This is a genomic window from Streptomyces sp. NBC_01390 (genome assembly GCF_045040105.1).
Taxonomy (GTDB): Bacteria; Actinomycetota; Actinomycetes; order Streptomycetales; family Streptomycetaceae; genus Streptomyces.
This window is the reverse complement of the sequence record NZ_CP109551.1, coordinates 8,065,158-8,090,160: the sequence shown is the minus strand read 5'-3', so window position 1 is coordinate 8,090,160 and position 25,003 is coordinate 8,065,158. Positions and strand designations below refer to the sequence as shown.

The 25,003-nt window shown below is 69.5% G+C and carries 23 protein-coding genes; 10 read left to right on the top strand and 13 right to left on the bottom strand.

Annotation, left to right across the window (positions count from 1 at the left end):
* Positions 1-546: 546 nt before the first annotated feature.
* Positions 547-1,362 (bottom strand): class I SAM-dependent methyltransferase, encoded by an 816-nt coding sequence (locus tag OG241_RS36500; protein WP_405821548.1) that lies wholly within the window; start codon positions 1,360-1,362, stop codon positions 547-549.
* A 55-nt stretch (positions 1,363-1,417) separates the two neighbouring features.
* On the opposite strand from OG241_RS36500, the gene OG241_RS36495 reads away from it, so the two are divergent.
* From OG241_RS36495 to OG241_RS36480, 4 genes are all read left to right on the top strand, one after another.
* A complete protein-coding gene (locus tag OG241_RS36495) occupies positions 1,418-2,137 on the top strand; it encodes a GntR family transcriptional regulator (protein ID WP_405821546.1) in 720 nt (239 codons plus the stop codon).
* 174 nt (positions 2,138-2,311) lie between these two features.
* Positions 2,312-2,617, top strand: coding sequence for a hypothetical protein (locus tag OG241_RS36490; RefSeq protein ID WP_405821545.1), 306 nt, complete (start codon positions 2,312-2,314; stop codon positions 2,615-2,617).
* Positions 2,617-2,823: a hypothetical protein gene (locus OG241_RS36485; RefSeq protein WP_405821544.1), complete on the top strand. Its 207-nt coding sequence runs from the start codon at positions 2,617-2,619 to the stop codon at positions 2,821-2,823. Before OG241_RS36490 ends, OG241_RS36485 begins: the two co-directional genes overlap by 1 nt.
* Positions 2,820-3,113 (top strand): hypothetical protein, encoded by a 294-nt coding sequence (locus OG241_RS36480; protein WP_405821542.1) that lies wholly within the window; start codon positions 2,820-2,822, stop codon positions 3,111-3,113. The genes OG241_RS36485 and OG241_RS36480 overlap by 4 nt, the downstream gene beginning before the upstream one ends.
* Before the next feature lie 96 nt (positions 3,114-3,209).
* On the opposite strand, the gene OG241_RS36475 is transcribed toward OG241_RS36480, so the two are convergent.
* The 6 genes from OG241_RS36475 to OG241_RS36450 all read right to left on the bottom strand — a co-directional run bounded on the left by OG241_RS36475 (position 3,210) and on the right by OG241_RS36450 (position 12,870).
* Positions 3,210-5,735, bottom strand: a complete 2,526-nt coding sequence (locus OG241_RS36475; protein WP_405821540.1) for a galactose oxidase-like domain-containing protein — start codon at positions 5,733-5,735, stop codon at positions 3,210-3,212.
* Positions 5,732-6,940 (bottom strand): glycosyltransferase, encoded by a 1,209-nt coding sequence (locus tag OG241_RS36470; RefSeq protein WP_405821538.1) that lies wholly within the window; start codon positions 6,938-6,940, stop codon positions 5,732-5,734. The genes OG241_RS36475 and OG241_RS36470 overlap by 4 nt, the downstream gene beginning before the upstream one ends.
* Positions 6,937-8,595 (bottom strand): ArnT family glycosyltransferase, encoded by a 1,659-nt coding sequence (locus tag OG241_RS36465; protein ID WP_405821536.1) that lies wholly within the window; start codon positions 8,593-8,595, stop codon positions 6,937-6,939. Before OG241_RS36465 ends, OG241_RS36470 begins: the two co-directional genes overlap by 4 nt.
* Positions 8,592-9,839, bottom strand: coding sequence for a glycosyltransferase (locus tag OG241_RS36460; protein WP_405821534.1), 1,248 nt, complete (start codon positions 9,837-9,839; stop codon positions 8,592-8,594). The genes OG241_RS36465 and OG241_RS36460 overlap by 4 nt, the downstream gene beginning before the upstream one ends.
* A gap of 292 nt (positions 9,840-10,131) precedes the next feature.
* Positions 10,132-12,165 (bottom strand): thioredoxin domain-containing protein, encoded by a 2,034-nt coding sequence (locus OG241_RS36455; RefSeq protein WP_405821532.1) that lies wholly within the window; start codon positions 12,163-12,165, stop codon positions 10,132-10,134.
* Positions 12,166-12,195: 30 nt separating this feature from the next.
* Positions 12,196-12,870, bottom strand: a complete 675-nt coding sequence (locus OG241_RS36450) for a hypothetical protein (protein WP_405821531.1) — start codon at positions 12,868-12,870, stop codon at positions 12,196-12,198.
* Between the two features lie 241 nt (positions 12,871-13,111).
* Here OG241_RS36450 and OG241_RS36445 point away from each other — a divergent pair, with 241 nt between their 5' ends.
* Positions 13,112-16,366: a tetratricopeptide repeat protein gene (locus OG241_RS36445; RefSeq protein ID WP_405821529.1), complete on the top strand. Its 3,255-nt coding sequence runs from the start codon at positions 13,112-13,114 to the stop codon at positions 16,364-16,366.
* Positions 16,367-16,422: 56 nt separating this feature from the next.
* Here OG241_RS36445 and OG241_RS36440 read toward each other — a convergent pair whose 3' ends face one another.
* The gene (locus OG241_RS36440; RefSeq protein ID WP_405821527.1) at positions 16,423-16,737 is read right to left on the bottom strand and encodes a hypothetical protein; all 315 of its coding nucleotides are present in this window, start codon (positions 16,735-16,737) and stop codon (positions 16,423-16,425) included.
* Positions 16,730-17,611: a mycothiol conjugate amidase Mca gene (gene mca / locus OG241_RS36435; RefSeq protein ID WP_405821525.1), complete on the bottom strand. Its 882-nt coding sequence runs from the start codon at positions 17,609-17,611 to the stop codon at positions 16,730-16,732. Before mca ends, OG241_RS36440 begins: the two co-directional genes overlap by 8 nt.
* A 179-nt stretch (positions 17,612-17,790) precedes the next feature.
* On the opposite strand from mca, the gene OG241_RS36430 reads away from it, so the two are divergent.
* Together OG241_RS36430 and greA are read left to right on the top strand one after the other, a co-directional pair.
* A complete protein-coding gene (locus OG241_RS36430) occupies positions 17,791-18,189 on the top strand; it encodes a DUF4307 domain-containing protein (protein ID WP_405821524.1) in 399 nt (132 codons plus the stop codon).
* A gap of 217 nt (positions 18,190-18,406) precedes the next feature.
* Positions 18,407-18,904 carry a transcription elongation factor GreA gene (gene greA / locus OG241_RS36425; protein WP_319092307.1) on the top strand — a complete coding sequence of 166 codons (498 nt, stop codon included), beginning with the start codon at positions 18,407-18,409 and terminating at the stop codon, positions 18,902-18,904.
* A gap of 71 nt (positions 18,905-18,975) precedes the next feature.
* Here greA and OG241_RS36420 read toward each other — a convergent pair whose 3' ends face one another.
* From OG241_RS36420 to ilvA, 3 genes are all read right to left on the bottom strand, one after another.
* Entirely contained in the window at positions 18,976-19,755 is a 780-nt protein-coding gene (locus tag OG241_RS36420; protein ID WP_405826632.1) for an ABC transporter permease, read from the bottom strand.
* Positions 19,756-19,772: 17 nt separating this feature from the next.
* Positions 19,773-20,786 carry an ATP-binding cassette domain-containing protein gene (locus OG241_RS36415; RefSeq protein ID WP_405821522.1) on the bottom strand — a complete coding sequence of 338 codons (1,014 nt, stop codon included), beginning with the start codon at positions 20,784-20,786 and terminating at the stop codon, positions 19,773-19,775.
* Positions 20,787-21,009: 223 nt separating this feature from the next.
* Positions 21,010-22,248: a threonine ammonia-lyase gene (gene ilvA / locus OG241_RS36410; protein WP_405821521.1), complete on the bottom strand. Its 1,239-nt coding sequence runs from the start codon at positions 22,246-22,248 to the stop codon at positions 21,010-21,012.
* A 164-nt stretch (positions 22,249-22,412) separates the two neighbouring features.
* Here ilvA and OG241_RS36405 point away from each other — a divergent pair, with 164 nt between their 5' ends.
* The 3 genes from OG241_RS36405 (at position 22,413) to OG241_RS36395 (ending at position 23,801) form a co-directional block, all read left to right on the top strand.
* Positions 22,413-22,919 (top strand): MarR family winged helix-turn-helix transcriptional regulator, encoded by a 507-nt coding sequence (locus tag OG241_RS36405; RefSeq protein ID WP_405826630.1) that lies wholly within the window; start codon positions 22,413-22,415, stop codon positions 22,917-22,919.
* Between the two features lie 130 nt (positions 22,920-23,049).
* The gene (locus OG241_RS36400; RefSeq protein WP_405821519.1) at positions 23,050-23,556 is read left to right on the top strand and encodes a sigma factor-like helix-turn-helix DNA-binding protein; all 507 of its coding nucleotides are present in this window, start codon (positions 23,050-23,052) and stop codon (positions 23,554-23,556) included.
* Positions 23,553-23,801, top strand: a complete 249-nt coding sequence (locus OG241_RS36395) for a hypothetical protein (protein ID WP_405821518.1) — start codon at positions 23,553-23,555, stop codon at positions 23,799-23,801. The genes OG241_RS36400 and OG241_RS36395 overlap by 4 nt, the downstream gene beginning before the upstream one ends.
* A 45-nt stretch (positions 23,802-23,846) precedes the next feature.
* Here the strand turns inward: OG241_RS36395 and OG241_RS36390 are convergent, their stop codons facing one another.
* On the bottom strand, positions 23,847-25,001 hold the full coding sequence (locus OG241_RS36390) for a cystathionine gamma-synthase (RefSeq protein WP_405821516.1): 1,155 nt from the start codon (positions 24,999-25,001) through the stop codon (positions 23,847-23,849).
* Positions 25,002-25,003: the final 2 nt, after the last annotated feature.

The following is a 25,003-nucleotide window of genomic DNA, read 5'->3' as shown; positions in this document are numbered from 1 at the left end:
CGACCCTACGCCTGACCAGCGGAAACGCAGTCCTCAAGTCCGGAAAGACAACAGCTTCTTAGGGACGTGGCCGACCAACGGCTTGATGAGGGACCACGCAGGCGTTTGGCAGATCCCAATGATTTACCGGGAAGGATCGATGCATTAATAGCCAACAAGACATTGTCCACCACAAGCCTGGGGCTATGATCTGCCCATGATCTGCGAGGCTCGCGCCAAAGTGGCTCCGTAAATCTGCGGAGCCGACCGCCCCAGCCGCGACGTACCCACTTCTCTGGCATCAGGCAGACGATTGCTGTGCGCGCGGCACGGGCGCCGGCCGGGCTGGAGCGGGGCGTAGACAGGAGCGCAGGCCCGGCCGGGGGCTGGGCCGCGCGCGGTGAGCGGAGCGAGCCGCCTTGAACCAGTAGAGAAAGTTGTAACTCAGTCGGTCTCCTGGGGTTTGTCCGATCCCGGGTGATGCTTGACAGTTCGATCCGAGCAGATGGTTGACGGATCGTTCGCGCAGGTCGGTCTCGTGTCCGTGTCAGGCTTCTGCCGAACCGGTCATCCCGGCCGGTTGCCAACCGCCAGCAAGTGGGAGCTCGCCGACAGCAGCTCCGGATAGGGCTCCGCCATGCGCGCCGCAGTCAAGGCCGACTCGTAGAGCGGGGACTCCCCCAGGGACTCGCCCGTGTGGCGTTCGGTCGCGGCCAGGAGGGACCAGGCGGGGCCTTCGATGCCGTAGACCTGGGTGTTGGTGAAGTTGGCGGTGGTTACCTCCTCGAGGAGTTGGGCGCCGGTGTGGAAGTACGCCTTGGTGAACGCCTTTTTTCCGTCGTGGACTTGAGTGGCGAGGATGCCGGAGATGCTCTCTCGCAGGGGCTCCTTGTGGAGGTGGGCGAAGGCCGTGTGCTCGAACAGGGAGGCGTAGCGGTTGATGCCGGCCGCCGCGAGGAGACCGCCCGGTTTGAGGACGCGGTGAGCCTCGGCGAGCGCCCGGTCGCGGTCGGTGCGGTCCGGGAGGTGGTAGAGGGGGCCGAGGAGGAGGACGACGTCGTACGAGGCGTCCTCGGCCGTGAGGTGGCAGGCGTCCCCCAACTCCACCGTGGCGCCGATCCGTTCGGCCTGGGTGAGGTGGCGGGGGATCGGGTCGACGAGGTGGACGTCGTAGCCGTCCGCCACCAGCCAGCGGGCGTGGGCGCCTGGGCCGCCGCCCACGTCGAGGATCCGGGCGGGCGGGGGCGGCAGGTGGCGGCGTAGCAACTCCTGTGTGCGGACCAGCTCCAGGCGGCCGTCCGCCGTCGTGGACAGCCGGTCGGCCTCGTCGATGGTCTCCGTGTAGAACGTCACGATCTCCGGCGCTACCCCAGGACTCGTCATACGGGCATTCTGGTGGCGAACCGGTGGACCAGTCCAGTGATCGGAAACGAGACCTATGCCGCAGCTGAAGTACGAGCAGATCGCCGAAGATCTACGCACTCGGATCGCGAACGGCGAGTTCGGTCCCGGCGACCTGCTGCCCTCCGGCCGCGACTTGGCCGAACAGTGGGACGTATCGAGAGCCACCGTCGTCAAGGCGTACGACGTCCTGCGCAATGACGGCCTGGTCGCCGCTCGGCAGGGTGCCGGATTCATCGTCGCCGAGACTCCCGTAGCCCGGCCGGCGGGTGCACGTCGCGCCGATTCCACACGGGTGACGGGCGGCGCCCCGTACCGACGCCTCGGCGTCCCGGACCGCGCGGTGCCACCCCCTCGCGTGGTGAACGCCCTGGGATTGAAGCCGGGTGAGGAAGCGCTGCGGAGGGTCCGGCTCGTGTTGCTCGACGACGGCTCCCCGCACACATTGGTAAGGGCCTGGTTCCCGCCCGCCATCGCGGACGCGGCCCCGCGCCTCGCCCTCAAGGGGCCCATCGCCGAGGGAACCACGCACTACGTGCGACGCGAGACGGGCCGTATTCCGGCGGAGGGAACGGACACGACGACGGTACGGCTGGCCGACGACGAAGAGGCCCGCTTGCTGGAGGTGGAGCAGCCAACGGCGGTAGCTGTCGTGTTGCACGTGGCCCTGGACCAGAATCACCGACCGCTCGTCTGCGAGGAGGGAGTGACGGCCTCGCATGTGTTCGAGCAGGTCGACAACTACCCCATGCGGTAGAGAAACTGACGTTTCGCTTGACTGGACCGGTCCACCGGTCCAATCTCTTTTTCAGCGCCGCGCACCTGACCGCTACGCGACGCAGTCACTCCATGCCCGGCAGCGGGCAGGAGAGACCCCGGCGACCGCTCGCGACGGCCCCGGGGCGTGGCCGATCTGACAAGGAGACCGACAATGCACCTTGTATCACGGGCACTCGTACGGATGAGGGCGGTACTCTTCGGGCCGCCCGACTCCGGCCACGCACCCCACCAACCGGCCACGGCCCCGGGGGCGTCCCTCAACCACCCCTCCCCCGAGACATGGACCGCCTTCCCCTCAGGCACCCCGCGCCGCCGAGCCCGCTGTCCGTGGCCCGGCACCGAGCTGCCGGAGATCACCGCCGATGACATCGCCAGCACCCTCGTCGGGGCGTACGTCCTGACTGCGGAGGCGCGTCAGCAGCTCAGGCAGGCGCGCCAGTTCGCGGAGGTGAGCTGATGGTCGGGGGACGGGTCCGGGCCGGAGTCCGGCGGGCCGAGATTCCCATGCTGCACGCGTACCGGCTGTGGTTCGAGCACACCCGCAAATGCGGCGGTGGCTGCAAGGGAGCCCGCAAGGTCCAGGACGGTTGTGTGGCCGGGCGGGAGCTGTGGGGTGCTTACCGGCGCGCCCGGAACGAGAAGAACGTGACGGTGACTTCATGACGTGGACCATCCAGCGGGCACCCGGGCGGCCTGTGCGGCGAACCGACGACGACCGGATCGCCGTACCGCTGCGGCTGAACCGGACCGGTAGCGAGCAACCCACCGGCCCGGATGCCGGCACCGTCACCGTCACCGTCACCGACATGGCCCTCACCCTCGCCGAGGCCGAGCACCTCCACGCTGCTCTCTGCCGTGCCCTCGACGGCCAGTCCCCGCCTCCGGCCGCGCCGGAATGTCGTAACTCCGTCCAGACCTCGCCCGGCACCGCTCACCTCAGCGGTCGCGCGTAACCGTGACGCGTGGCCCCGTACCCGACGGATGTTCGCCGGGTACGGGGCCACGGGCCTGCGGTGGCGCGCGCAAGTTCTACCGCACCCCGTTGATCGTCAACGGCGCTTGACATCCCCCTTCCCGCAAGCCACCCCGTCCCCGTTCGGGTCCAGCTTCAGAGGGTCGTCCTGGCCGTTGACCTTCAGGCGGCCGTAGTTGTTCTCCTTCAGCCATGTGCATCGTGACGCGGTCGTCTTCGTCACCTCCGCCGGGAAGTTGGTCGGTACGCACACGTTGATGGAGCCGTAGTGGCGGTCGCAGCCCGAGATGGTGGGGCTGATCTTCTGCGACGTGCGCTTCTTGCCGGGGCCCGTGACCTTGCCCGTCAGGTCGTCCGCGAAGGAGTGGATGTGGGCCGAGGGGGTCTCCCCGGAGTCTGCGGACATGGACATCGACATCGATGTGGATGTTGACGTTGACGACAGGGCTGCCGGGCCCTGTAGGTGGATCCACTTCGCCACCGACGGGACTCCGTTGGCGTCGACCGCGAAGAGCATGTACCAGCCGGGCGGGGCCAGGTTGGGGTTGCTCGTCACGTTGAGGTCGATGTTGTTGCCGTCGACCGACAGGGGCAGGTCGACGAAGCGCTGGTTCGGGTCGGAGGAGTGGGTGACCGCGGCCGGGCGGATCAACTCCGCCTTGACGATGGGGCGGTCGACGGTGATGCGCTGGGTGTCGCCGTAGTTCCACTCGCCGTCGATCACCGAAGTGATCGTCGGACGCGTGCCCTTGAGGAGGTACGGCGGGGTGTAGATCGACACGTTGTGGTTCCAGGTGCCGTTGCCCGGGTTGTCGCCGGTCGACATCACCCGGCCGTCGGGCAGCAGGAACGACGACGAGTGGTAGCCGCGGGCCTGCGGATCGGCGGACACCGGGTCGAAGGTGTTCGTCGCCGGGTCGTAGATCGACGACTCGAAGACCGGGTTGGCCCGGTTGTGCAGCGCCCCGCCCGTCTCCAGCACCTTGCCGTCCGGCAGCAGTACGGCGGACACGTACATCTTGCCCTGGTTGCCGGTCTCGGCCACCTGGCCGTTGCCCAGGTCCACCGTGCCCTGCGGCAGCGGCGGGCCGGCGACGTACGCCGGGTTCGCCGCCTTCAGGTCGATGACGTCGGTGAGGCGGTTGGCGTCGGGGTTGGACTCGATGTTGCCGCCGCCCAGAGTGAGCACCTTCTGGTTCTGGGCCGGGGGCAGCAGCACGCTGGCCGACTGGTCGCGCTGGTCCTTGTTCTGGAGGCCGGAGATCGCGGTCGTCGTGTTGGCCGCGTAGTCGTAGATCGCCGCGCCCGTGCCCGGGGTGCCGTTGCCGAAGACATGGCTGCCCGAGTAGAAGAGGCGGCCGTCCTGCATCAGGATCATCGACGGGTACAGACCCCAGTACGACCAGGTCTGGTTGACCTTCCACAGCGGCTGCCACTGCTGCTCGGCGTTCGACCAGTACTCGGCGGTCACCGACCCGCTCGAGTCCTCGCGCAGCCCGCCGAAGGAGATCACGTCACCGTTGCCGAGGACGGTCGCCGACGGGTACCAGTGACCGTCGTTCATGTCGTTCGTCTTGCTGTACGACTCGGTCACCGGGTCGAAGATGTACGAGTCCTTGTAGCCCTCGTAGCCGTGCCCGCCCGCGACCGGGTACGCCTTGTTGCCGCTCATCACCAGCACGCGCCCGTCCTGGAGTTGGACGTGCCCGGAGCAGAACATGTCCTTCGGCGTGGGGATGACCTTGTACGTGCCGGCGACCGGGTCGTACACCGCGCTGGTGAACGTGCCCGCGTTGAACTGCTCCTCGCTGTTCCCGGAGCCCGCGATCAGCAGCACTTTGCCGTTGTTGAGGACGACGGAGTGCATGGAGCGGACCGGGTTCTGCGTGGGCAGCACGGTCCACTTGCCGTTGGCGCACTCCTCGGCGGTGCCCGTGCAGGACGCGGGCGGGATCGGGTCGGTGACCTGCTCCATCGTGTAGTCGTCGGTCGTGGCGGATCCGGTGCCGTACACCGAGACGCCCCAGGTGATGCGGTCGGTGCCGGCCGGGACGGCCGGCGTGCGGACCGTGGCCTGGGTCCAACTCGCCTGCATGTCCAGGGTTTTGAGGTCGGTCCAGTACTGCCAGCCGAGTGTGGTGTCGTGCCGGAAGAGGGTGAGGGAGGCGTCGGGCGTGGTCGTCTTGTACCAGAGCCCGAGGTCGTACTGCTTACCCGCCGTCACGACGGGCGCGCAGGTCGTGTCCTCGGTGATCAGCGCCTTGCGGTCGCCGCTCACCCGCCGGGTCACCGAGACCTTCATCGCCTTCGAGCCCGAGTGGGCGTCGGCGACCGTGGCGAAGGTGAAGTCGTTGTCGCCCCAGCCGGACTTCTCCCAGCAGTACGGCATGTCGCCGGTGCCCGCCGTCTCGAAGCCGGGGTTCAGTACGAGGTTGGCGGCGGAGGCGGGCTGGGGCGAGGTGAGGAGGAGGCCCGCGGTGAGGGCCCCCGTCCCGACAAGTGCCGCTGTCCGTCTGCCCGTTGTCCGCCATCTACCGAATCTACTGAAACCACCAAATCTGCTGAGACTACCGAATCTGGCGGCTCTGCCGGATCCTGTCATGCGGCTCTCCTTGCTGTTTCGCCTCCGTGCCCGGCCCCTGAATGACCCCGGCGCGGCAGGTAGACCAGCGCTTCGGTGCCGACGAAGCGCAGAATGAAGGTCGTCACCAGCGCGAGCGCGGTGGCGGGCAGCGCGCCCATCCCGAACCGGTCCACGAACAGCGCGATCAGCGGCAGCCGCAGTACGAGGTCGAGGTTGGCGAGCAGTGCGAACCGGCCGGCGCGGTCCCACCAGCGCCGGTGGCGGCGGCGGTCGCGGAACAGCAGGTGCTCGATGAGCAGGAAGTTCCAGGCGACGCCCAGTTGGTTGGCGAGGATCTCCGCCGGTACGTAGTGCAGGCCGGCCGCGGTGAGCCCGTACAGGCCGAGCAGGTTGGGCAGGAAGCCGGTGGCGCCGATCAGGCCGAAGCCGATCATGCGGGCGGCGGGTGAGGCGGTGCGCAGGCCGAGCAGGTGGCGCAGGAAGCGCAGGCCTTCCTGGGCGGTGGACTTGGACTCGCCAGCGTAGCGGTCCTGGAAGACGAAGGGGACCTCGGTGACCTTGCGGGGGCGGCTGCGCACGGCGAGTTCGAGGAGGATCTTGTAGCCGAGGGGCTGGAGGATCCCGGCGGTGACGGCGCTGCGGCGGATCGCGAAGAAGCCGCTCATCGGGTCGCTGATGCCGTGCAGCCTGCGTGGGAACAGGGACTTGGTGAGCCAGGTCGCGCAACGGGACACGGCTACCCGGTAGTTGCCCGCGAGTCCGGCGCGGCTGCCGCCCTTGATGTAGCGGGAGGCGACGACGAGTCCGGCGTTGGAGCGTTCGCCGGTGGCCACCAACTCCGGTACCAGGGACGGCGGGTGCTGGCAGTCGCCGTCCATGACGACGATCCAGTCGGAGGTCGCCGCCTTGATGCCCTCGACGACGGCGCCGCCGAGTCCGCCGACCGCTTCCTCCCGGTGGATGACGGTGACCGGGAACGGGCAGTTCTTCGCGGCCTCGGAGATCACCTGGGGGGTGTCGTCCGTGGAGTCGTCGACGAAGACGACCTCGCAGGGCAGCCGTGCGGGCACCGACTCGGTGATCCGGTGCAGCAACTCCCTTACGTTCGCTGACTCGTTGAAGGTCGGTACGACGATGGTGACGGCGCCGGGCTCGGGTACTTCGGCGGTGCGTACGGCCGGGTCGCCGAGCTCGCCGGGGACTGTGGACTCGAAGCTGCTCATCGGGCGCCTCCCGCGGCGTCGATCCTGCGGATCTCGATCCGGTCGTCACCGGCGCCGAAGGTGGCCACCGGGGTCGAATGCTCCATCGCGGCCTTGACGTTGGGCAGGTCGACCGCGTCGCGCCGTACTGTCGGTGAGGCGACGACGTAGTCCAGGTCCTGCCAGCCCCTGGGCATCGTCTTCGTCACGGCCGGGTCGAGATCGGCCTTGTAGAACCAGATGACTCCGAGTCCGGGCCGGTACCCGTCGTGTACGAGGTCGAGCCAGAGTGCGTCGTCGACGAGGACGCGGGTGCGCGCGGGGTCGTCGACCTCGGTGGCGAGCCAGCTGGAGGCGGCCCGGTAGGGGGCGTTGGCGGAGGCGGTGACGGCGGTGCGGTCGCCGTCGTACCAGCGCGGTACGACGTAGGCGGTCGCGGCGGCCACGAGGATCGCGGCAACCGCGTACCGCGCCCAGGTGAGTTGACGTTTCTCCTCTTCTCGGCGGCGTCTGCGCAGTACCGCGTGGGCGATGCTGGCGGCGCCTCCGGCGAGGACCAGGGCAAGGAAGGGCAGGGCCTGGATGACGTACATGGCGGGTAGATAGCCGCTGGGGCGCATGGCGACCAGGGCGAGGATGCCGACGGTGAGCGCCGGGCCGGCCAGCGCGCGGGCGGTGACCGACCAGCGCCAGGTGACGATCAGGAGCAGGGCGCCGGCGAGGCCGCCCAGCGGCAGGATCCGGTCGTAGTAGAGCCAGGACTGCAGGACGCCGTACGAGCCGGAGCCCTGGTCGAGGATGAAGCCCGAACCTGGCCTGGTCATCTGGTACTTGAGTCCGTCGAACAGCGAGACATGACCGCCGCCGGGGAACAACTCGCCCTTGAGGAGGGCGAAGAGCGGGTACGAGAGGCCGATCAGGGCGCATGCGGTGATGGCGCCGGTGAGGGCGAACTTGCGGGTGTCGCGGTGGCCGTGGCGCCACATGGTGACCAGCAGGGCGGGGAGGATGACGAGCATCGTCTCCTTGGTGAGGACCGCCGCGGCTGCTGCGAGGCCGGCGGCGAAGTGGTGCCACAGATGGCGACTTGGGCTGGCGGCGAGGGTGAAGGCGACCAGTACCCACATCACCGCGATGTTGTCGAGGAAGATCTCGCGTTGGAGCACGACGGACAGCGGTGAGAGCCCGAACAGGGCCATGGCGAGGCCGGCCGCCCAGCGGGGCAGCGACAGCCGGCGCCCGAGGACGTAGACGAGGACCGCACTGATGGCGCTGATCAGCAGCATCGCGACGCGCATGGAGCCGACGGTCATCGAGTCGGGGCTGATCAGCGACGGTATCCAGGTGAGGGCGGCTATCTGGATCCAGCCGAGGGGCGGGTGGTCGTACCAGTAGGTGTAGTGGGCGAGGCCCTTGCCCTGCTGTACGGCCCAGGCCTGCGCGAGGTAGGTGCCCTCGTCGTCGCTGAGCGTCGGGTAGTCGGCGATGTTCCAGCCCTGGATCACCATGATGGCGATGAGCAGGAGACCGCAGGTCAGAAGGTCGGGGCGGGCGGATCGGAGGCGGCTGAAGCGGCTCGGCGGCGGAGTTGTCCGAGGGGCCGAACCGGTTTCGGGCGCAGGCTGCCGCTGCGCGGGGACCTTGGTGGTGGTCGCCGCGGGAAGGGTGGAAGTCACGCAGGAACGTCCTCTCGGGACTCACTGGTTCTGCCGACGGACGGCCACTGACCGGCCTGGGTGAGGTGCGCGCCGACGTGACTGGTCAACTCCCAGTCGGTCTGGCCGCGTTGCTCGCGCCAGACGGCGCGGACGGCGGCCCCGGCGAGGAGCACCTGGTAGAAGGGGCCGCCCACGACGAGCTTGAGATAGTGGACGAACCTGACGCGAAGCCCGTACTGCCTGCCGAAGTCGTGCAGTCCGACGAGCTCGAAGACGAAGGTGACCAGCGCGGTGACGGCCGGCAGGAAGGTGATGAAGGCGATCCCGACGGGCACGTCGAGGAAGAGCGCGACGGCCACGTTGAGCGGGATCACCACACCGGAGATCGCCTGCAGATACGGCGTCATCAGCGTGTAGCGGGCGAGCAACCGCTGCCCGAATCCCGGGAGTTGCTTCCAGTCCTGCTTCCGGTACACCTGAAGGAAGCCCTGGTTCCACCGGGTGCGCTGCCTGAGCAGCGACATCAGTGAGCCCGGGGTCTCCTCCTTGGTCACCATGTCGGAGTCGTAGGCGACGACCACCTTCTTGCCGGTGCTGGACAGCCGTACGCCCAGATCGCAGTCCTCGGCGAGGCAGTTCGGGTCCCAGCCGTCGGCCTCGCGCAGCACGTCCGTCCGTACGAAGACGGTGTTGCCGCCGAGCGGGATGAACCCCTTCTGCGCGTGCAGATGGAGCCGTGACCGGAACCAGAAGAAGTACTCCAGGCAGTTGCGCAGGCTGTACCAGCTGGAGTTGAAGTTGATGAGCTGCACCCCGCCCTGGACCACGTCGGCGCCCGTCGTGCGGAACGCGTGGTCGACGTGGGCGAGCAGCTCAGGGTGGACCTGGTCCTCGGCGTCGAAGACCCCGACGATGCTGCCGCGGCAGTGCGGAAGCGCCGTGTTCATGGCCTTGGGCTTGTTCTTCTTGTCGTGGGTGTCCACGACGACCCGGACACGTGGGTCGCTCTCGGCGGCCCGGTCGGCCACCTCGGCGGTCTCCGGGTCGTCGTGCCCGACGATGACGATGATCTCGAAGTCGGTGTGCGTGGATTCGAGCAGTCGCTGGATCGTGTGATCCAGTACGGCCTGCTCGTGCCGGGCCGGCAGCAGGAGCGAGAACGACAGCTCCTCGCCGCCGTCCGGTCTGCTGAATCGGGTCGAGGCGAGCACCTCGGGTGTGCGCCAGGCGTGCATCTGCCACCACAGGGTGAAGGCAGCCATCCAGAACAAGGCCAGTGACACGGAGGCGATGAAGACAGAGATGAAGACAGACGTGAGCAACAGATCCCCCCAGATCCAAATACCCCCTGTCGCGACAGCGAGTTACCGCTGCCGCGTTCCGGTGGAGAGACTAGGAGGGAACTGTGAAGGGCTGGAGTTGTTCTGATAAATAGCTTGTTTCCGAACGGTAGACCGCTGAGCCGGATGTATCGGAACATGTGCACAAATTTGCCCGGCCCAGAGCGAGTTGGAGGGGCGGGTTCCACCCGATTCCCGCCGGTTGGCGCCGTTCTCAGCCGTTCAACGCGACGCGCAGCCGCTCAGGATCGGTCGTCGGAGCGTTGCAGGTGAAATTACGGCAGACGTACGCGGTCGGTTCACCGCCGACGAGAATCCGTCCGGCGAGCAACGGCAGCTCGTCACTGTCCGCAGTCCCCACGGCGACAACAGTCCCCGGAGCGGTACCCAGAAGTGCCGTACGGTGCAGGGCGGTTGTGGCGGGATCATCGAGCGAAGGCCCGACGACGGCAACCTCCCGGGGCCCGTCGAGCAGCGCCTCCGCGACAGCGAGCCCATACCCGATGAACCGGGGCACACGCGGCCCGAGCGCCTTCACGACTCCCAACGCCCGCTCGGCGGCGGCCCGGTGGGGCTCGGCCCCGGTCTGGGCGGCATAGCCGAGCAGCGCCCCCGCGGCCGCGGTCCACCCGGAGGGCACCGCGTTGTCGGTCGGGTCCTGGGGCCGCCGGATGAGCTGCTCGGCATCGCTCGCGGTGTCGTACAGGGAACCCGACTCCGCGTCGACGAACCGTACGAGGATGTGGTCGAGCAGGAACCCGGCGAACTCCAGCCAGACCCCCTCCCCCGTCACGGAGGTGAGGGCGAGGAACCCCTCGGCGACATCGGCGTAGTCCTCCAACACCCCGGCGTTCGCCCCGACTTGCCCGTCCTTGCTGGTACGGGCGAGCTGGGCCCGGTCGTCCAGGTGAACCCGTACGAGAAGGTCGGCTGCGGCCAGCGCGGCGTCGACGAGGTCGGGCCGCTCGAAGTAGGCGCCGGTCTCGGCGAGCGCGGCGATCGCGAGCCCGTTCCAGGCGGCGACCACCTTGTCGTCCCGCCCGGGAGCGGGCCGCTCACCACGGGCAGCCAGCAACCGCGCCTTGATGGAGTCGACCTTCTCGGCGTCGAACACGCCCTCGTGCTGCGGGAGTTGGAGAACAGAGGCGCCTTCCTCGAAGGTGCCCTCCGTGGTCACCCCGAAGTAGTGCGCGGCGAGTTCCGCGTCCTTCTCGCCGAGCACCTCGGTGAGCTGGGCCGGTGTCCAGACGTAGTAGGCGCCTTCGACGTGCTTGCCGGTCCCGTCGTCGCTGTCGGCGTCGAGCGCGGAGGCGAACCCCCCTTCTGCGGTGCGGAGTTCACGCACCATGAAGTCGGCGGTCTCCAGAGCGACGCGCCGGGCGAGTTCGGAGCCGGTGGCGCGCCAGAGGTGGGCGTACACGCGGCACAAAAGGGCATTATCATACAACATCTTCTCAAAGTGGGGAATCTGCCACTCCCGGTCGACGGAGTACCGGGCGAAGCCGCCGCCGAGCTGGTCGTAGATCCCGCCCCGGGCCATGCGCTCGCAGGTGTCCTGGGCCATCTGCAGCGCGCCCTCGGATCCCGTACGGGCGCCGTGCCGCAGCAGGAACTCCAGGACCATGGACGGCGGGAACTTCGGTGCCCCGCCGAATCCGCCGCGCTGCGCGTCGTACTCCCGGGTCAGCCCGAGCAGCGCCCGCGCCTGCTCCTCCTCGCCTGGCACCTCGGTGCCGCCGTACTGGACCTCCCGCTCGGCGAGATCCCGGGTGATCTTCCCGGCGACCTCGGCGACCTCGTCGCGCCGGTCGGTCCAGGCGGCCCGGACCCCTTCCAGCACCTCCCGGAAGGAGGGCATGCCGCTGCGGGGCTCGGGCGGGAAGTAGGTACCGAAGTAGAAGGGTTCGGCGTCCGGGGTCAGGAACACCGTCATGGGCCAGCCGCCCTGGCCGGTCGCCGCCTGGACGGCCTCCATGTAGACGGCGTCGACGTCGGGGCGCTCCTCGCGGTCGACCTTGACGCTGACGAAGTGCTCGTTGAGGTAGTCGGCGGTGACCTGGTCCTCGAAGGACTCGTGAGCCATCACGTGGCACCAGTGACAGCTGCTGTACCCGACGCTCAGCAGGACCGGTTTGCCGCTCCGCCGCGCCTCCTCGAACGCCTCGGCCGACCAGGGCCACCAGTCGACCGGGTTGTCGGCGTGCTGGAGGAGATAGGGGGACGTCTCATGGGCCAGTCGGTTCGCCATGGGGACCATCCTGCCGCAGGACCGGACGCGTCAGGCGCCAGGCGTGTCCCAGACGGTGACGTTCAGTTTTCCGGTGCCCCTGCTCGGCGCCGTGACGACCTTCAGGTACGCGACGCGGCCCTGGTCGGTCATCAGGCAGAAGCGGTCGCCCGGCTTCGCGTCCGACGTGTAGCCGCCGTTGGTGTTCACGGCGTCCGCGCACTCCTCGGCCGTCGGAGCGGCGCCCGATCCGGGCAGTGGAGCCAGCATGGACCCCGAGCCGGGCACGAACAGATTCGGGTCGCCGAGGGACGCCCCGAAGACGATGTCGGCGCCTTTGAGGGAGCTTCCCGAGACGATCGGTTCGGACGTGTCGAGCTCGATGTAGGAGCCGCTGTCGGTCGTGTCGGCGTCGACGACCTTCGGTCCGAACCGGGCTCGCACGGTGTCGGCGCTCTTGGGGGGCGCCGCGGGCGACTGCTCCTGGCCGGTGTTGTCCGCAGGAGCGGACGACCTGGTCGGCGTCGGCGCCGACTCCACGTTCTTGTCGTCCGAGGAGTCCGGCCGGCTCACCAGCACGGTGACAATGAGTCCCACGACGGGGATGACGATGCCGACGACCCACCAGGCCCAGCGCGGCGGCTGCGGTGCCTGGGGTGGTGTGGGCGGCGCCGTGTGCCACTGCCCGTGCGGCGGACCGCCCGGTGGCTGGTTCGCGCTGGTCATGTCTTGTTCTCCCCGTTCGATGTCTGCGATCACGATAGCTGTGCGGCGTCCCTCCCGCATCAACCGCATCTGCGGTATCTGCGGTATCTGTCGCGTCAACCGGCCTCACCGGCACGGCGATCAGGGACCCACGCCCCCTCGCCCCGATGCGCCGTCCGCAGGACACTTGACCAAGGAACCACCGGGGAGCAGCCGTTGCTGCCGAATTGCCGTCAGATTTGCTGCCAGAGGGGGACACACCATGCGGGACAGCCACCGGGCGGAAGCCGAGCGGCTGTTGGGCCGGGCCGTGGAGGAAGAGGTGCGGCGGTCCGGTGGGCGTACGGACGGGAGTGTGCTGCTCACGCGGGCGCGCGGGGCGCTTGACGCGATGGCGCAGTCGTCCGCGGAGGAGTACGAGGAGTACACGCGGGCGCTCGACGAGGCGAAGGCCGGGCAGCTCACCTTCGGGCAGCGCTACGCACGGGAGGGCGCCGGAACTCCCTTGCTGGTGGCGGCTGTTGCCGCGGTCGCGGCGGGCATCGCCGACCTGGCGCTCGGCACCGGGGCGGGTACCGCCGTGGGCGCGGCGCTGACCGTGGGGGTGGTGGGCGCCGTCGCGACCGTGCTGAAGGTGACGGCCTCCCATGTGCCGGCCGCTCATCATCGCGCCGGCGCTGTGGGTCAGCCCGGCGGTCCCGAGCAGCTGCGGCTGAGCTGGCTGACGGCGCTGGAGGTACGCGGTATCCGCCCGTTCCTCGACCAGCAGCGGGTGCTCAGCGCGTCCACCGGGCCGAAGAAGTCGGGGCCGAAGCTGCGCGGCAGCGACAAGAGTGCGGCGGCCCGCAGGCGCAGTGTCCTGGAGCAGTCGTTCGCCCAACTCCCTGATCCGGACGAGCCGTTCGCGGGTCGGCGTCAGGAACTGGCCCGGATCCGGCAGTGGGTGCACGCGGCCCGCGCGAGTACGGAGACCCGGCCGACCCTGGTCGTGCTGCACGGCGCGTCCGGCAGTGGCCGCAGCGCGCTCGCGATCCACGCGGCGCACGATCTGCGGGACCAGTTCCGGGGGGCGTGCGTGGTGGATCTGCGCGGCGACAGCCCGGAGGAGGCACCGCTGCCCACCCGGGACGCGCTGCTGCATCTGCTGAACCGGCTCGGCGCGTCCCGCGAGCAGTTGCTGTTCCGTGAGCGTTCGTCACCGGAGCAGCAGGTCAGAAGGCTGAGCGAGTTGTACAACCAGCATCTGACCAGTGTCCCGGTGACGATCGTCCTTGACGACGCCCAGGATCCCGAGCAGGTCCGCACCCTGGTCCCGGAGCGTTCCGACAGCCTCGTCATCGTCACCGCGCGCGAGCCTCTCGCCCTCCCGGACGACCTGCCGTTCTGGGTGCATCAGCTGCCCGTGGAGGCGTTGGACGCGGCGGGCGCGGAGGAACTGCTGAGCGCGTCCTCGCGGCCGGAACCGGGGTCGGGGCCGGCATCGGGGTCAGTGGCGGCGGCCGGGTCGGGGCGGGATCCGTACGACGCCGAATCCGAGGAGCGGATACGGGAGTTGTGCGGCGGGCTGCCTCTCGCCCTGCGTATCGCGGGCTCCTCGCTCGGGTCGCGCAGTCGGCGTCAACTGGCCGCGGACCTGGGCGCGTACGGGCCGGTGGAGCCGGTCGAGCGGGTGCTGTGGCTGCGTTACACCGACCAGTCGGAGCAGGGCAGGCGGCTGCTGCGCAGGCTGGCGCTGGCCGGGCGGGCCTCGCTCGGCGCCGCCGCGGCGGCGTCCCTGCTGGCCACGGACCGGACGGAGGCGACCCGTCAGCTGGACGCGCTCGCCCGCGCGGGCCTGCTCGACCATGTCCGGGGCAGCCGTTACCGTCTGCACGACCTGGTCCGTGCCTTCGCGCAGGCCCGCCTCCTGGACGAGGAGGAACCGGCGGAGCGCACGGCCGCGCAGGAACGTCTGATCGTGAGCTACGGCGAGCTGGCCGACTCGGTGCTGCGTCTGGTCGACGGCAACATGTCGACCCGCTCGGACCGCTTCAGCCCGCACGGCTTCACCTCTCTCGACGAGGCGCTGCGCTGGCTGGACGACGAGTCGAGCTTCATCACGGCGACGCTGCGGCACGCGGAGGGCGTCAACCAGGCAGCTGTACTCAATCTGCTGGGCGCGCTGTGCGACTACTGCCTGCTGCGCGGCGACCTCTACCGGCTCGGCGAGATCAGTGAGCTCGCGGAGTCGGTGGACCAGGGGCTGCTGGTCCGTTCCGTGCAGTGGCGTACGGGTATCGCGGCCCGTCAGCTGGGCGAGCTGGACAAGGCGCGTACGACGCTCACGTCGGTCGTCGAGCTGTACATGGAGGCCCATCACGACGCGGGCGCCGCCCGGGCGCTGTGCTCGCTGGGTATCACGCTGCACCACCAGGGCAACCTGGTCGAGGCGGCGGCGAAACTCCAGGAGGCCCTGGATCTCCAGCAGGCTCCCGAACTGGCGACCGACCGCGCCTGGACGATGCACGCTCTCGCCGCCGTCGAACGCGACCGCTCCCGCCTCGCCGAGGCCTGGGACCTGCTGACCCGTTCCCTGGTCCTGCACCGCGAGGGCGAGTCGATCCACGGCGAGGCGTGGGCCCACTTCCAGCTCGGTCAGCTGGGCCTGCGGATGGGCGACGTACCGCGCGCCGAGTCCGAACTGCGTACGGCCCTCGATCTGTACGGCCGTACGCGCGACGCCCGTGGTGAGGCCTGGGCGCTGACCCAGCTGGCCCGGGCGCGGCTGGTCGCCGGGGACGCGTCGGCGGCGGTGGACGGGCTGCGGCGGGCGGCGGCTGTGCACCGGGACAACGAGGACGCGCGCGGCGAGGCGTGGTCGGTCTACTACCTGGGCCAGTCCCTGGAGGAGACGGGCAACCTGGATCTGGCGGTGCGCGAGCTGGAACGTTCCCGCACGATGTTCTCGCGTATCCGGGACGTCTACGGCCTGGCCTGCGCCCGCCATCACTCGGCGCGTGTCACCCGCGACCAACGGGCGGTCCAGACGGGCTCGTTGCGCAACTCCGGCTTCGCCCGGCAGCTCCTGGTGGACGCCCGCGCCGACTTCCAGCGCATCGGGGTCGCCCATGGCGAGGCCTGGACGTGTCTGGAGCTGGCGGTGGTCGACGCCGGCAACACTCGTACTCAGCAGGCGCTGGCCCTGTGCGACGAGGCGATCGGCCTGTTCACCTCGTACGGCGACCGGCGCGGCGAGGACTGGGCGCGCTTCCTGCGCTGCACGCTCCTGCCGTACGCGGCCCCGGGCGGTGTCGACATCGGTACGGCGGTGGCTCAGGAGGAGCTGACCCAGCTCTCGCGTGGCCGCCATCCGTCCCGCGACGAGAAACTCGACGACTACGTCGACGCCTACCAGCTTCTCCTGGAGCGCGGCGTGGCCCTGGAGTCGGGCTGGCAGGCGTGGCGTCTGGGCATGATCCCGAACCGGCACGCCCGGGAGGTCATGGGAGTGCCGGTGGCGGCGGCCGGCCGACGGTAGCCGGGCGGCAGGCGGGAGGTGCGGTCACCGGGTGCCGGGCACCCGGTGGTGCGGCCTCAATCCCGCCCGGATCCCTTGGCGGAGCTCTTGGTGGCTCCGTCGACCGTCTCCTTGGCCGTTGCCCTCGCCGCCGTGGCCTTGGCCGCTTCGTCGGTGGCGCCGGGGGTCCCCGCGGGGTCCGGCGCCTCCTTGAACTGGATCCTGCCCATCTGCTTGTTCATGGACTTCATCAGGGCCCACACGGCGAGAGCCATCACCGCGAACACGATGAAGCCGAGGACGCCGGGGGTCACCTTGTCCTCGTCCACCTCCGCCGCGAAGGAGACGAGGTGCGTCATTGCCAGGCTTGCGCTTGCACTCATGTCAGGCATTGTCGCGGATGCCCGCAAAGAGGTCGTCCTCGGGGAGGGAAGTGTCCACGAGCGACTTCGCGAGCTCGTACTCCTCCGTCGGCCAGACCTCCCGCTGAAGGTCCAGCGGCACCCGGAACCAGCCCCCGTCGGGGTCGATCTGTGTGGCGTGCGCGAGCAGCGCCTTGTCGCGGATCTCGAAGAACTCCGCGCACGGAACATGCGTGGTCAGCGTGCGCTCGGTGCGCTCGAACTCCGACCAGCGCTTCAGCCAGTCCCCGTAGGGCGACTCCAGGCCGCGTTCGAGCAGCGCGTTGTGCAGCGCCTCGGTGCGCGGCCGGTTGAAGCCCTGGTTGTAGTACAGCTTCTGCGGCTGGAACGCCGGGCCGAACTCCGACTCCGGGTAGGCCTCGGTGTCCGCCGCGCCGTCGAAGGCCACCATCGAGATCTTGTGGGTCATGATGTGGTCGGGGTGCGGGTACCCGCCGTTCTCGTCGTAGGTCGTGATGACCTGCGGACGGAACGCGCGGATCTGCTTCACCAGCTCTCCGGCCGCCTTGTCGACGTCCTCCAGGGCGAAGCAGCCCTCGGGGAGCGGCGGCAGCGGGTCGCCCTCGGGCAGGCCGGAGTCGACGAAGCCGAGCCATTCCTGCTTGATGCCGAGGATCTCGCGGGCCTCGTCCATCTCCTTCTTGCGTACCTCGTGGATGTGCTCCTCGATGTACTTGTCGCCCTGCAGCTTCGGATTGAGGATGGACCCGCGCTCTCCGCCCGTGCAGGTCACGACGTGCACGTCCACCCCCTCGGACACGTACTTCGCCATGGTGGCCGCACCCTTGCTCGACTCGTCGTCGGGGTGCGCGTGCACGGCCATCAGTCGCAGCTGATCAGTCAAGACTCAATCCTCAGTAAGTCGGCGCCCGGTGTGAGTGGGCATTCAATGGGGGCCGTCCCGAAGGGACGTCGATGAGGGGCGGCGGTCGGGTGGCGGGTGGGAGGCTTCTATAGTGACCGAACCGAGCGGCCATTAATTCCGGGGCCCGGCCTTTCAGGGCTCTCGCGGAGAGGACGATCATGAGTACGGCGACCACGCGACTGCCCGAGGGACGGTACGGCCGCTCCACGGACGAGCGCGCCGACCGCAAACTCAGGATCGCCGCCGCCGCACTCGGAGCGGTACTGCTCGTCGTGGTCGGCTGGTTCGGCTACCACTATGTCGTCGGTACCAAGATCAGTGCCGAGATCATCACCTTCAAGACGTACGAGGACTCGGTCAGGGTTCATCTGGAGGTCCGCAAGGACTCCGGGACCCACGGCTACTGCACGGTCCGCTCCCAGGCCGAGAACGGCGCCGAGGTCGGTCGCGCCGACTTCCGCTTCGACGGCGACGCCACCCGCATCGACAAGGCCGTCACGCTCCGTACGACGTCCCAGGGCACCACGGCCGAGCTGCTCGGCTGCCACGCCGACTGAGGCCGCCGACCAGGGCCGCCACCGAGGCCGGCGCCGGGGAAATCCGCGGGGTCACTCTCATCACACAACCACTGACCTGCGTCGACATACTTCTGACGGCTTATGTCCTCCCCCTCTCGCCGCTGAATTGTTAGGCTCGTGGTTTCGCCCATCCGTGAAGGAACATTCTTCTGGGTAGGGCGATGCTTTGTATTCCCAGTACCTACGAGGAGCACCTGTGACCCAGACCAGCGAGAACGTCACCTGGCTGACCCAGGAGGCGTACAACAAGCTCAGGGACGAGCTTGAGCACCTTACTGGTCCTGCGCGCACGGAGATCTCCGCCAAGATCGCCGCCGCGCGTGAGGAGGGCGACCTGCGCGAGAACGGCGGGTACCACGCGGCCAAGGAGGAGCAGGGCAAGCAGGAGCTCCGTGTGCGCCAGCTGACCCAGCTCCTGGAGAACGCGAAGGTCGGCGAGGCTCCGGCGGCGAACGGCACGGTCGCGCCCGGCATGGTCGTGACCATCGCCTTCGACGGCGACGAGGACGACACGCTGACCTTCCTGCTCGCCTCCCGCGAGTACGCCAGCTCCGACATCGAGACCTACTCGCCGCAGTCCCCGCTGGGCCGGGGAGTGAGCGACAAGAAGGTCGGCGCGGACGCCCAGTACGAGCTGCCCAACGGCAAGCTCGCCACCGTGAAGATCCTCAAGGCCGTGCCCTACCAGGCCTGACCTTTCGGAATCCCCTGCCTCGGCCCTTGCGATGCCCCCGGCGCCCTCCTGGCGCCGGGGGCATCGGCATGTCAGCTCTCCACCCGGCGGTACTTGCGGACCGCGAGCGTGCGGAAGACGACGATGATCACGACCGACCAGATCAGCGACGCCCACACCGGATGCTGCATGGGCCAGGCGTCGGACGCCTCGAAGCCCGGGGGAAGGTTCCCGAACAGCTCCCGCGCGGCCTGCACGGTGGCGCTGAAGGGGTTCCACTCGGCTACGTGCTGCAGAAAGCCCGGCATCTGGTTGGCGTCCACGAACGCGTTGGAGATGAACGTCAGCGGGAACAGCCAGATCAGCCCGCCCGAGGTCGCCGCTTCCGGTGTGCGCACGGACAGGCCGATGAGCGCGCCGATCCACGAGAACGCGTACCCGAGCAGCAGAAGCAGGGCGAATCCGGCGAGCACCTTGGCGATGTTCTCGTGCGTACGCCAGCCGATGATCAGGGCGACGATCGCGAGGACGACGAGAGTGAGCGCTGTCTGCACCAGGTCGGCGACGGTGCGGCCGGTCAGCACGGCGCCCCGCGCCATGGGCAGCGACCGGAATCTGTCGATGAGCCCCTTGTGCATGTCGTCGGCGATGCCCGCTCCCGCACCGGCGGTGGCGAAGGTGACGGTCTGCGCGAAGATGCCCGCCATCAGGAACTCGCGGTATGCCTGAGTGGAGGTGGACGAACCGACCTGGATCGAGCCGCCGAACACATAGGTGAACAGCACGACGAACATGATGGGCTGGAACAGCCCGAAAATGATCATCTCGGGAATCCGGCGCATCCGAATCAGGTTCCGGCGGGCGATGATCATCGAATCGCTGACGGCGCTCACTTGGTGGTCCCCTTTTCGCTCTGCTCGCCGTTCCCGCCGTTCTCACCGTTCTCGCTGTCCTTCACCTCGGCCACGTGGCCCGTCAGGGAGAGGAAGACGTCGTCGAGGGTCGGGCGGCGCAGGCCGATGTCGTCGATCTCGATGCCGCGGGAGTCCAGTTCGCGGATGACCTCGGCGAGGAGCTTCGCGCCGCCGGTGACGGGCACGGTGAGCTTGCGCATGTGCTCCTCGACGGTGACCTCGCCCTGGCCCTTGCCGAAGCCGTTGAGCACCTCGGACGCGGTCGCTATGTGCTCGCGCTCGTGCACGACGACCTCGACGCGCTCGCCGCCGGTGCGAGCCTTGAGCTGGTCGGAGGTGCCCCGGGCGATGACGCGGCCTTGGTCGACCACCGCGATGTCGTGCGCGAGATGGTCGGCCTCCTCCAGATACTGCGTGGTCAGCAGCAGGGTCGTCCCCCCGGAGACCAACTGCTTGATGACTCCCCACAGTTGCTGGCGGTTGCGCGGGTCGAGGCCTGTCGTCGGTTCGTCCATGAACATCACCGGCGGGGAGACGACCAGGGCCGCCGCGAGGTCGAGCCGGCGGCGCATGCCTCCGGAGTAGGTCTTCGCGGGGCGGTCGGCGGCGTCCGTGAGGTGGAACTGCTCCAGCAGTTCGGCCGCGCGGGCCTTCGCCGGCTTCGCCTTCATCTGGTACAGCTGACCGACCATCTGGAGGTTCTCGCGGCCGGTCAGATACTCGTCGACCGCCGCGAACTGGCCGGACAGGCCGATCGAGCGGCGGACCGCGTCGGGGTGCTTCAGGACATCGATGCCCGCGACGACCGCCGTGCCGCGGTCGGGCCGCAGCAGGGTCGTCAGACAGCGGACGGTGGTGGTCTTACCTGCTCCGTTCGGTCCGAGCAGGCCTAGGACCGTGCCTTCTGGGACGTCCAGATCGACGCCGTCCAGAGCTTTCACGTCGCCGAAGGTCTTCACCAGACCTTCGGCGTAGATGGCGCCTGGCATATCAGTTCTCCACGTCGTTGGGGGATTGCCGCAAGAAGCCCAGATTTTTCTCCTTTGCCCCACCCGGCGGGGAAGAGGAGGATGAGCAAGCGCATGAGAAGGCGAGTGCGGTGGCGTGACACACACCATAACGCGATGTATCGCGTCTCTCAAGGTATTTTTCCAGAGCCACCCGTCCGAGTGACAGCGGGCCGTCGGGCCGTGGCCCGCCGAGGCTCCGGTCTCAGCCGATGACCGTGTAACCGGCCTCGCGCAGCGCCAGACCGACCTCGGCGCAGTGCGCCGGCCCCTTCGTCTCCAGGTGCAGTTCGACCTCCGCCTCCGTGAGGCCGAGTCGCGGGTCGGTCCGGACATGGCTCACGTCGAGGACATTAACGTCGACCACTGACAACACCCCGAGAAGCGTCGCGAGGGCGCCCGGCCGGTCCGTCAGACGCAGCCGAACCGCCAGGTAGCGGCCCTGTGCGGCCATGCCGTGGCGCAGGATGCGCTCCAGCAGCACCGGGTCGACGTTGCCACCGGACAGCACCGCGACGACCGGCCCCTCGAAAGTCCCGGGCCGGCTCAGCAGCGCGGCGACCGGGCTCGCCCCCGCCGGTTCCACGACGAGCTTGGCGCGCTCCAGGCAGAGCAGCAGCGCGGCCGACAGTTCGTCCTCGCTGACCGTGCGGACCTCGTCGACCAGCTCGTCGATGATCCCGAACGGCACGTCACCGGGCCGCCCGACCTTGATCCCGTCGGCCATCGTGACCGGGTTCGCCACGGAAACCGGCCGCCCGGCCGCCAGCGAGGGCGGATACGCCGCCGCGCCCGCCGCCTGTACGCCCACGATCCGTACGTCGGGCCGCACCGACTTCACAGCGACGGCGATGCCGGCGGCCAGGCCGCCCCCGCCGATCCCGACGAGGATCGTGCGGACCTCGGGGCACTGCTCCAGGATCTCCAGACCGACCGTGCCCTGCCCGGCGATGATGTCGGCGTGGTCGAAGGGGTGGATGAACACCGCGCCCGTCCGGTCCGCGTATTCCTGGGCGGCGGCCAGCGTCTCGTCGACGACCTGCCCGGACAGCCTCACCTCGGCGCCGTACTCGCGGGTAGCGCTGATCTTGGGCAGCGGCGCGCCCTGCGGCATGAACACCGTGGCGTTCACCCCCAGCAGCGCCGACGCCAGCGCGACCCCCTGCGCGTGGTTGCCGGCACTGGCCGCGACGACACCGGAGGCCCGCTCCTCGGGCAGCAGCCCGGCGATACGGACGTACGCGCCCCGCAGCTTGAAGGACCCGGTCCGCTGGAGGTTCTCGCACTTGAAGTGCACCGGCGCGCCCACCAGCTGGGACAGGTGCCGGCTGCCCTCCATGGCGGTCATCCGCGCCACGCCCAGGAGCATCTTCTGGGCACCGCGTACGTCGTCGAGAGTGACGGGGCGCAAGGAGTGCAAGGAGTCAGCCGTGCTGTAGCTCATGACTCAAGTCTCGCAGTTCACAGGCGCGGACTCTCGGTGTGACCAAGCTCCGAGACCTGTTTACTCAGCGTCGGTACGGCCCGCCTTCCGGCCGCGTACCCTGTCCCCCAACCCAGCACCCCCTTTCATGAAGCGAGCCCCCGGCCATGCCCACAACACCTGAGATGTCGATGGACATGACGACCGTCGATGACGCCGGTCTCCTCGACACGTTGCAGCACGAGGTCGCAGTGTTCGCGCGCCGTGCCGAACAGACCCGGCTCGGGGGAGTCGGGCAGGTGCGCAACTCGATGGACCGCGCCGCGTATCTGCTGCTCAACCGCCTCGACAAGGAAGGCCCGATGGGCGTCAAGGCGCTCGCGGCGAGCATGGGCATCGACTCGTCGACGGTCACCCGGCAGGTGGCTCCGCTCGTCGACACGGGCCTCGTCAAGCGCACCTCGCACCCCGAGGACGGCCGCGCCGTGGTCCTCCAGCTGTCCCCGCGCGGGCTCGCGCGGCTGGAGGAAGTGCGGTCCTCCAGGCGCCAGTTGATGGCCGAGCTGACGCAGGAGTGGGCACCGGAGGAGCGTGAGGTGTTCTGCACGCTCCTCACCCGCTTCAACACCGCGCTCTCCGCCCGTCAGGCCGCCCAGGGCATCCCGGTGGGGGAAGCGGGACCCGCCTCCTGACGCCGGCGCCGAAACCGTCGCGCACGCGCGCGTGCCTGCCCGCCGGTGGACTGCTGCTTCCTGACTCTTGACGACGGGCAGCACCTGGCCTCAGATGAGACCGGGGCCTTGTCCTACGGCGGGAGGCACGGTGCGAGAACCGCAGACGTCCCCCGGTACCGGACCGGGCCGGGACTTCGAGGCGTTCGTCGCGGGCGCGGCCGGCCGGCTGCTGCACACGGCCACGCTGCTCACGGCGGAGGCGCCGCGGGACAACCCGCGCGCGCGGCGCCTGCTCACGTACGCCTTCGCGCACACGTACGCGAGCTGGGACCGGATGCGCGGCGAGGACCCGTACGACCGGGCCCGCCAGTACCTCGCCGTCCGCTTCGCGCGCGGGGCGTGGCACCAGTACGGCGGCCTCGGCCGGGCCCGTCCGCACCCCGGCAGCGCCCTGGCCGTACTCACCCCCCAGCAGCGGCTGATCCTGGTCCTGCGGCTGTACGAGGGGGTCGGCGAGGAGCAGACGGCGGCGCTGCTGGGGCTGCCCACCGAGCGTGTCCACGCGATCTGTGACCGTGCGACGGCGACGCTGCTGCACCCGCCGCCGGGCCCGGCGCCGCCCGTGGTGGCCGGGCCGAAGGTGGTGCCGTCATGAGCCGGCGGGACCGGGAGGTCGCCGCGCGGCAGATCATGGAGGGCCGGCCGCCCCCGGTGCCGCCCGACCTGTACGTGGAGGTCGTACGGCGCGGCAGCCGCATGCTGCGGCGCAGGCAGGCGGCGCGGCGGCTGATGTGGCTGCTGCTGATCGCCGCGGTGCTCGTCTTCAGCGTGTGGGCGGCGACGGTCCAGCCCTGGGTGGAGCCGCCCTCGCAGACGACTCCGCCCGTGACCGGCTGGTGAGACCCGGTCGCGGTGACCGGGTCTCCGGCCGGCCCGGGACAGGTCCTAGCCGAGGGCCTGCTGGAGGTCCTCCAGGAGGTCGTCGACGTTCTCGATGCCCACGGAGAGGCGGACGAGGTCGCCCGGCACCTCCAGGGCCGACCCTGCGACGGACGCGTGTGTCATGCGCCCCGGGTGCTCGATCAGGGACTCCACGCCACCGAGGGACTCGCCGAGGGTGAACACCTTGGCGCGGTTGCAGACCTCGACGGCCGCCTCCTCGCCGCCCTGGACCTGGAACGAGATCATGCCGCCGAACGCCCGCATCTGCTTGGCCGCGACCTCGTGACCGGGGTGCTCCGGGAGCCCCGGGTACAGAACGCGCGTCACGCGCGCGTGCCGGGTGAGCATGTCGGCGATCCTGGTGGCGTTCTCGCTGTGGCGGTCCATCCGGACGGCGAGCGTCTTGGCGCCGCGCAGCACCAGCCAGGAGTCGAAGGGCCCGGCGACCGCGCCCATCGCGTTCTGGTGGTACGCCAGTTCCTCGCCGAGTTCCTGGTCGCCGGTGACCAGGGCGCCGCCGACGACGTCGGAGTGACCGCCCATGTACTTGGTCAGGGAGTGCACGACGACGTCCGCGCCGAGGGCCAGCGGCTGCTGGAGGTAGGGCGTGGCGAAGGTGTTGTCGACGACGAGCCGGGCGCCGGCCTCACGGGCGATCTGGGCGACGGCGGCGATGTCGGTGATGCCGAGGAGCGGGTTGGAGGGGGTCTCCACCCACACGACCTTGGTCTTCGGGGTGAGGGCGGCCCGTACGGCGGCGGGGTCGCTGGTGTCGGCGACCGACCATTCCACGCCCCACCGGGCGACGACCTTCGCGAAGAGGCGGAACGTGCCGCCGTAGGCGTCGTTGGGGATGACCACGTGGTCGCCGGGGCTGAGCAGCGTACGCAACAGGCAGTCCTCGGCCGCCAGTCCGGACGCGAACGCGAGACCGCGGCGACCGCCCTCCAGGGCCGCGAGGTTCTCTTCGAGGGCGGTGCGGGTCGGATTGGCGCTGCGGCTGTACTCGTAGCCGCCGCGCAGCCCGCCGACGCCGTCCTGCTTGTAGGTCGAGACCTGGTAGATCGGCGGGACGACCGCGCCGGTGAGGGGATCCGCGGTGTTGCCCGCGTGGATCGCGAGTGTCTCGAAGTGCTGACTGATGTGCCTGTCGCTCATGT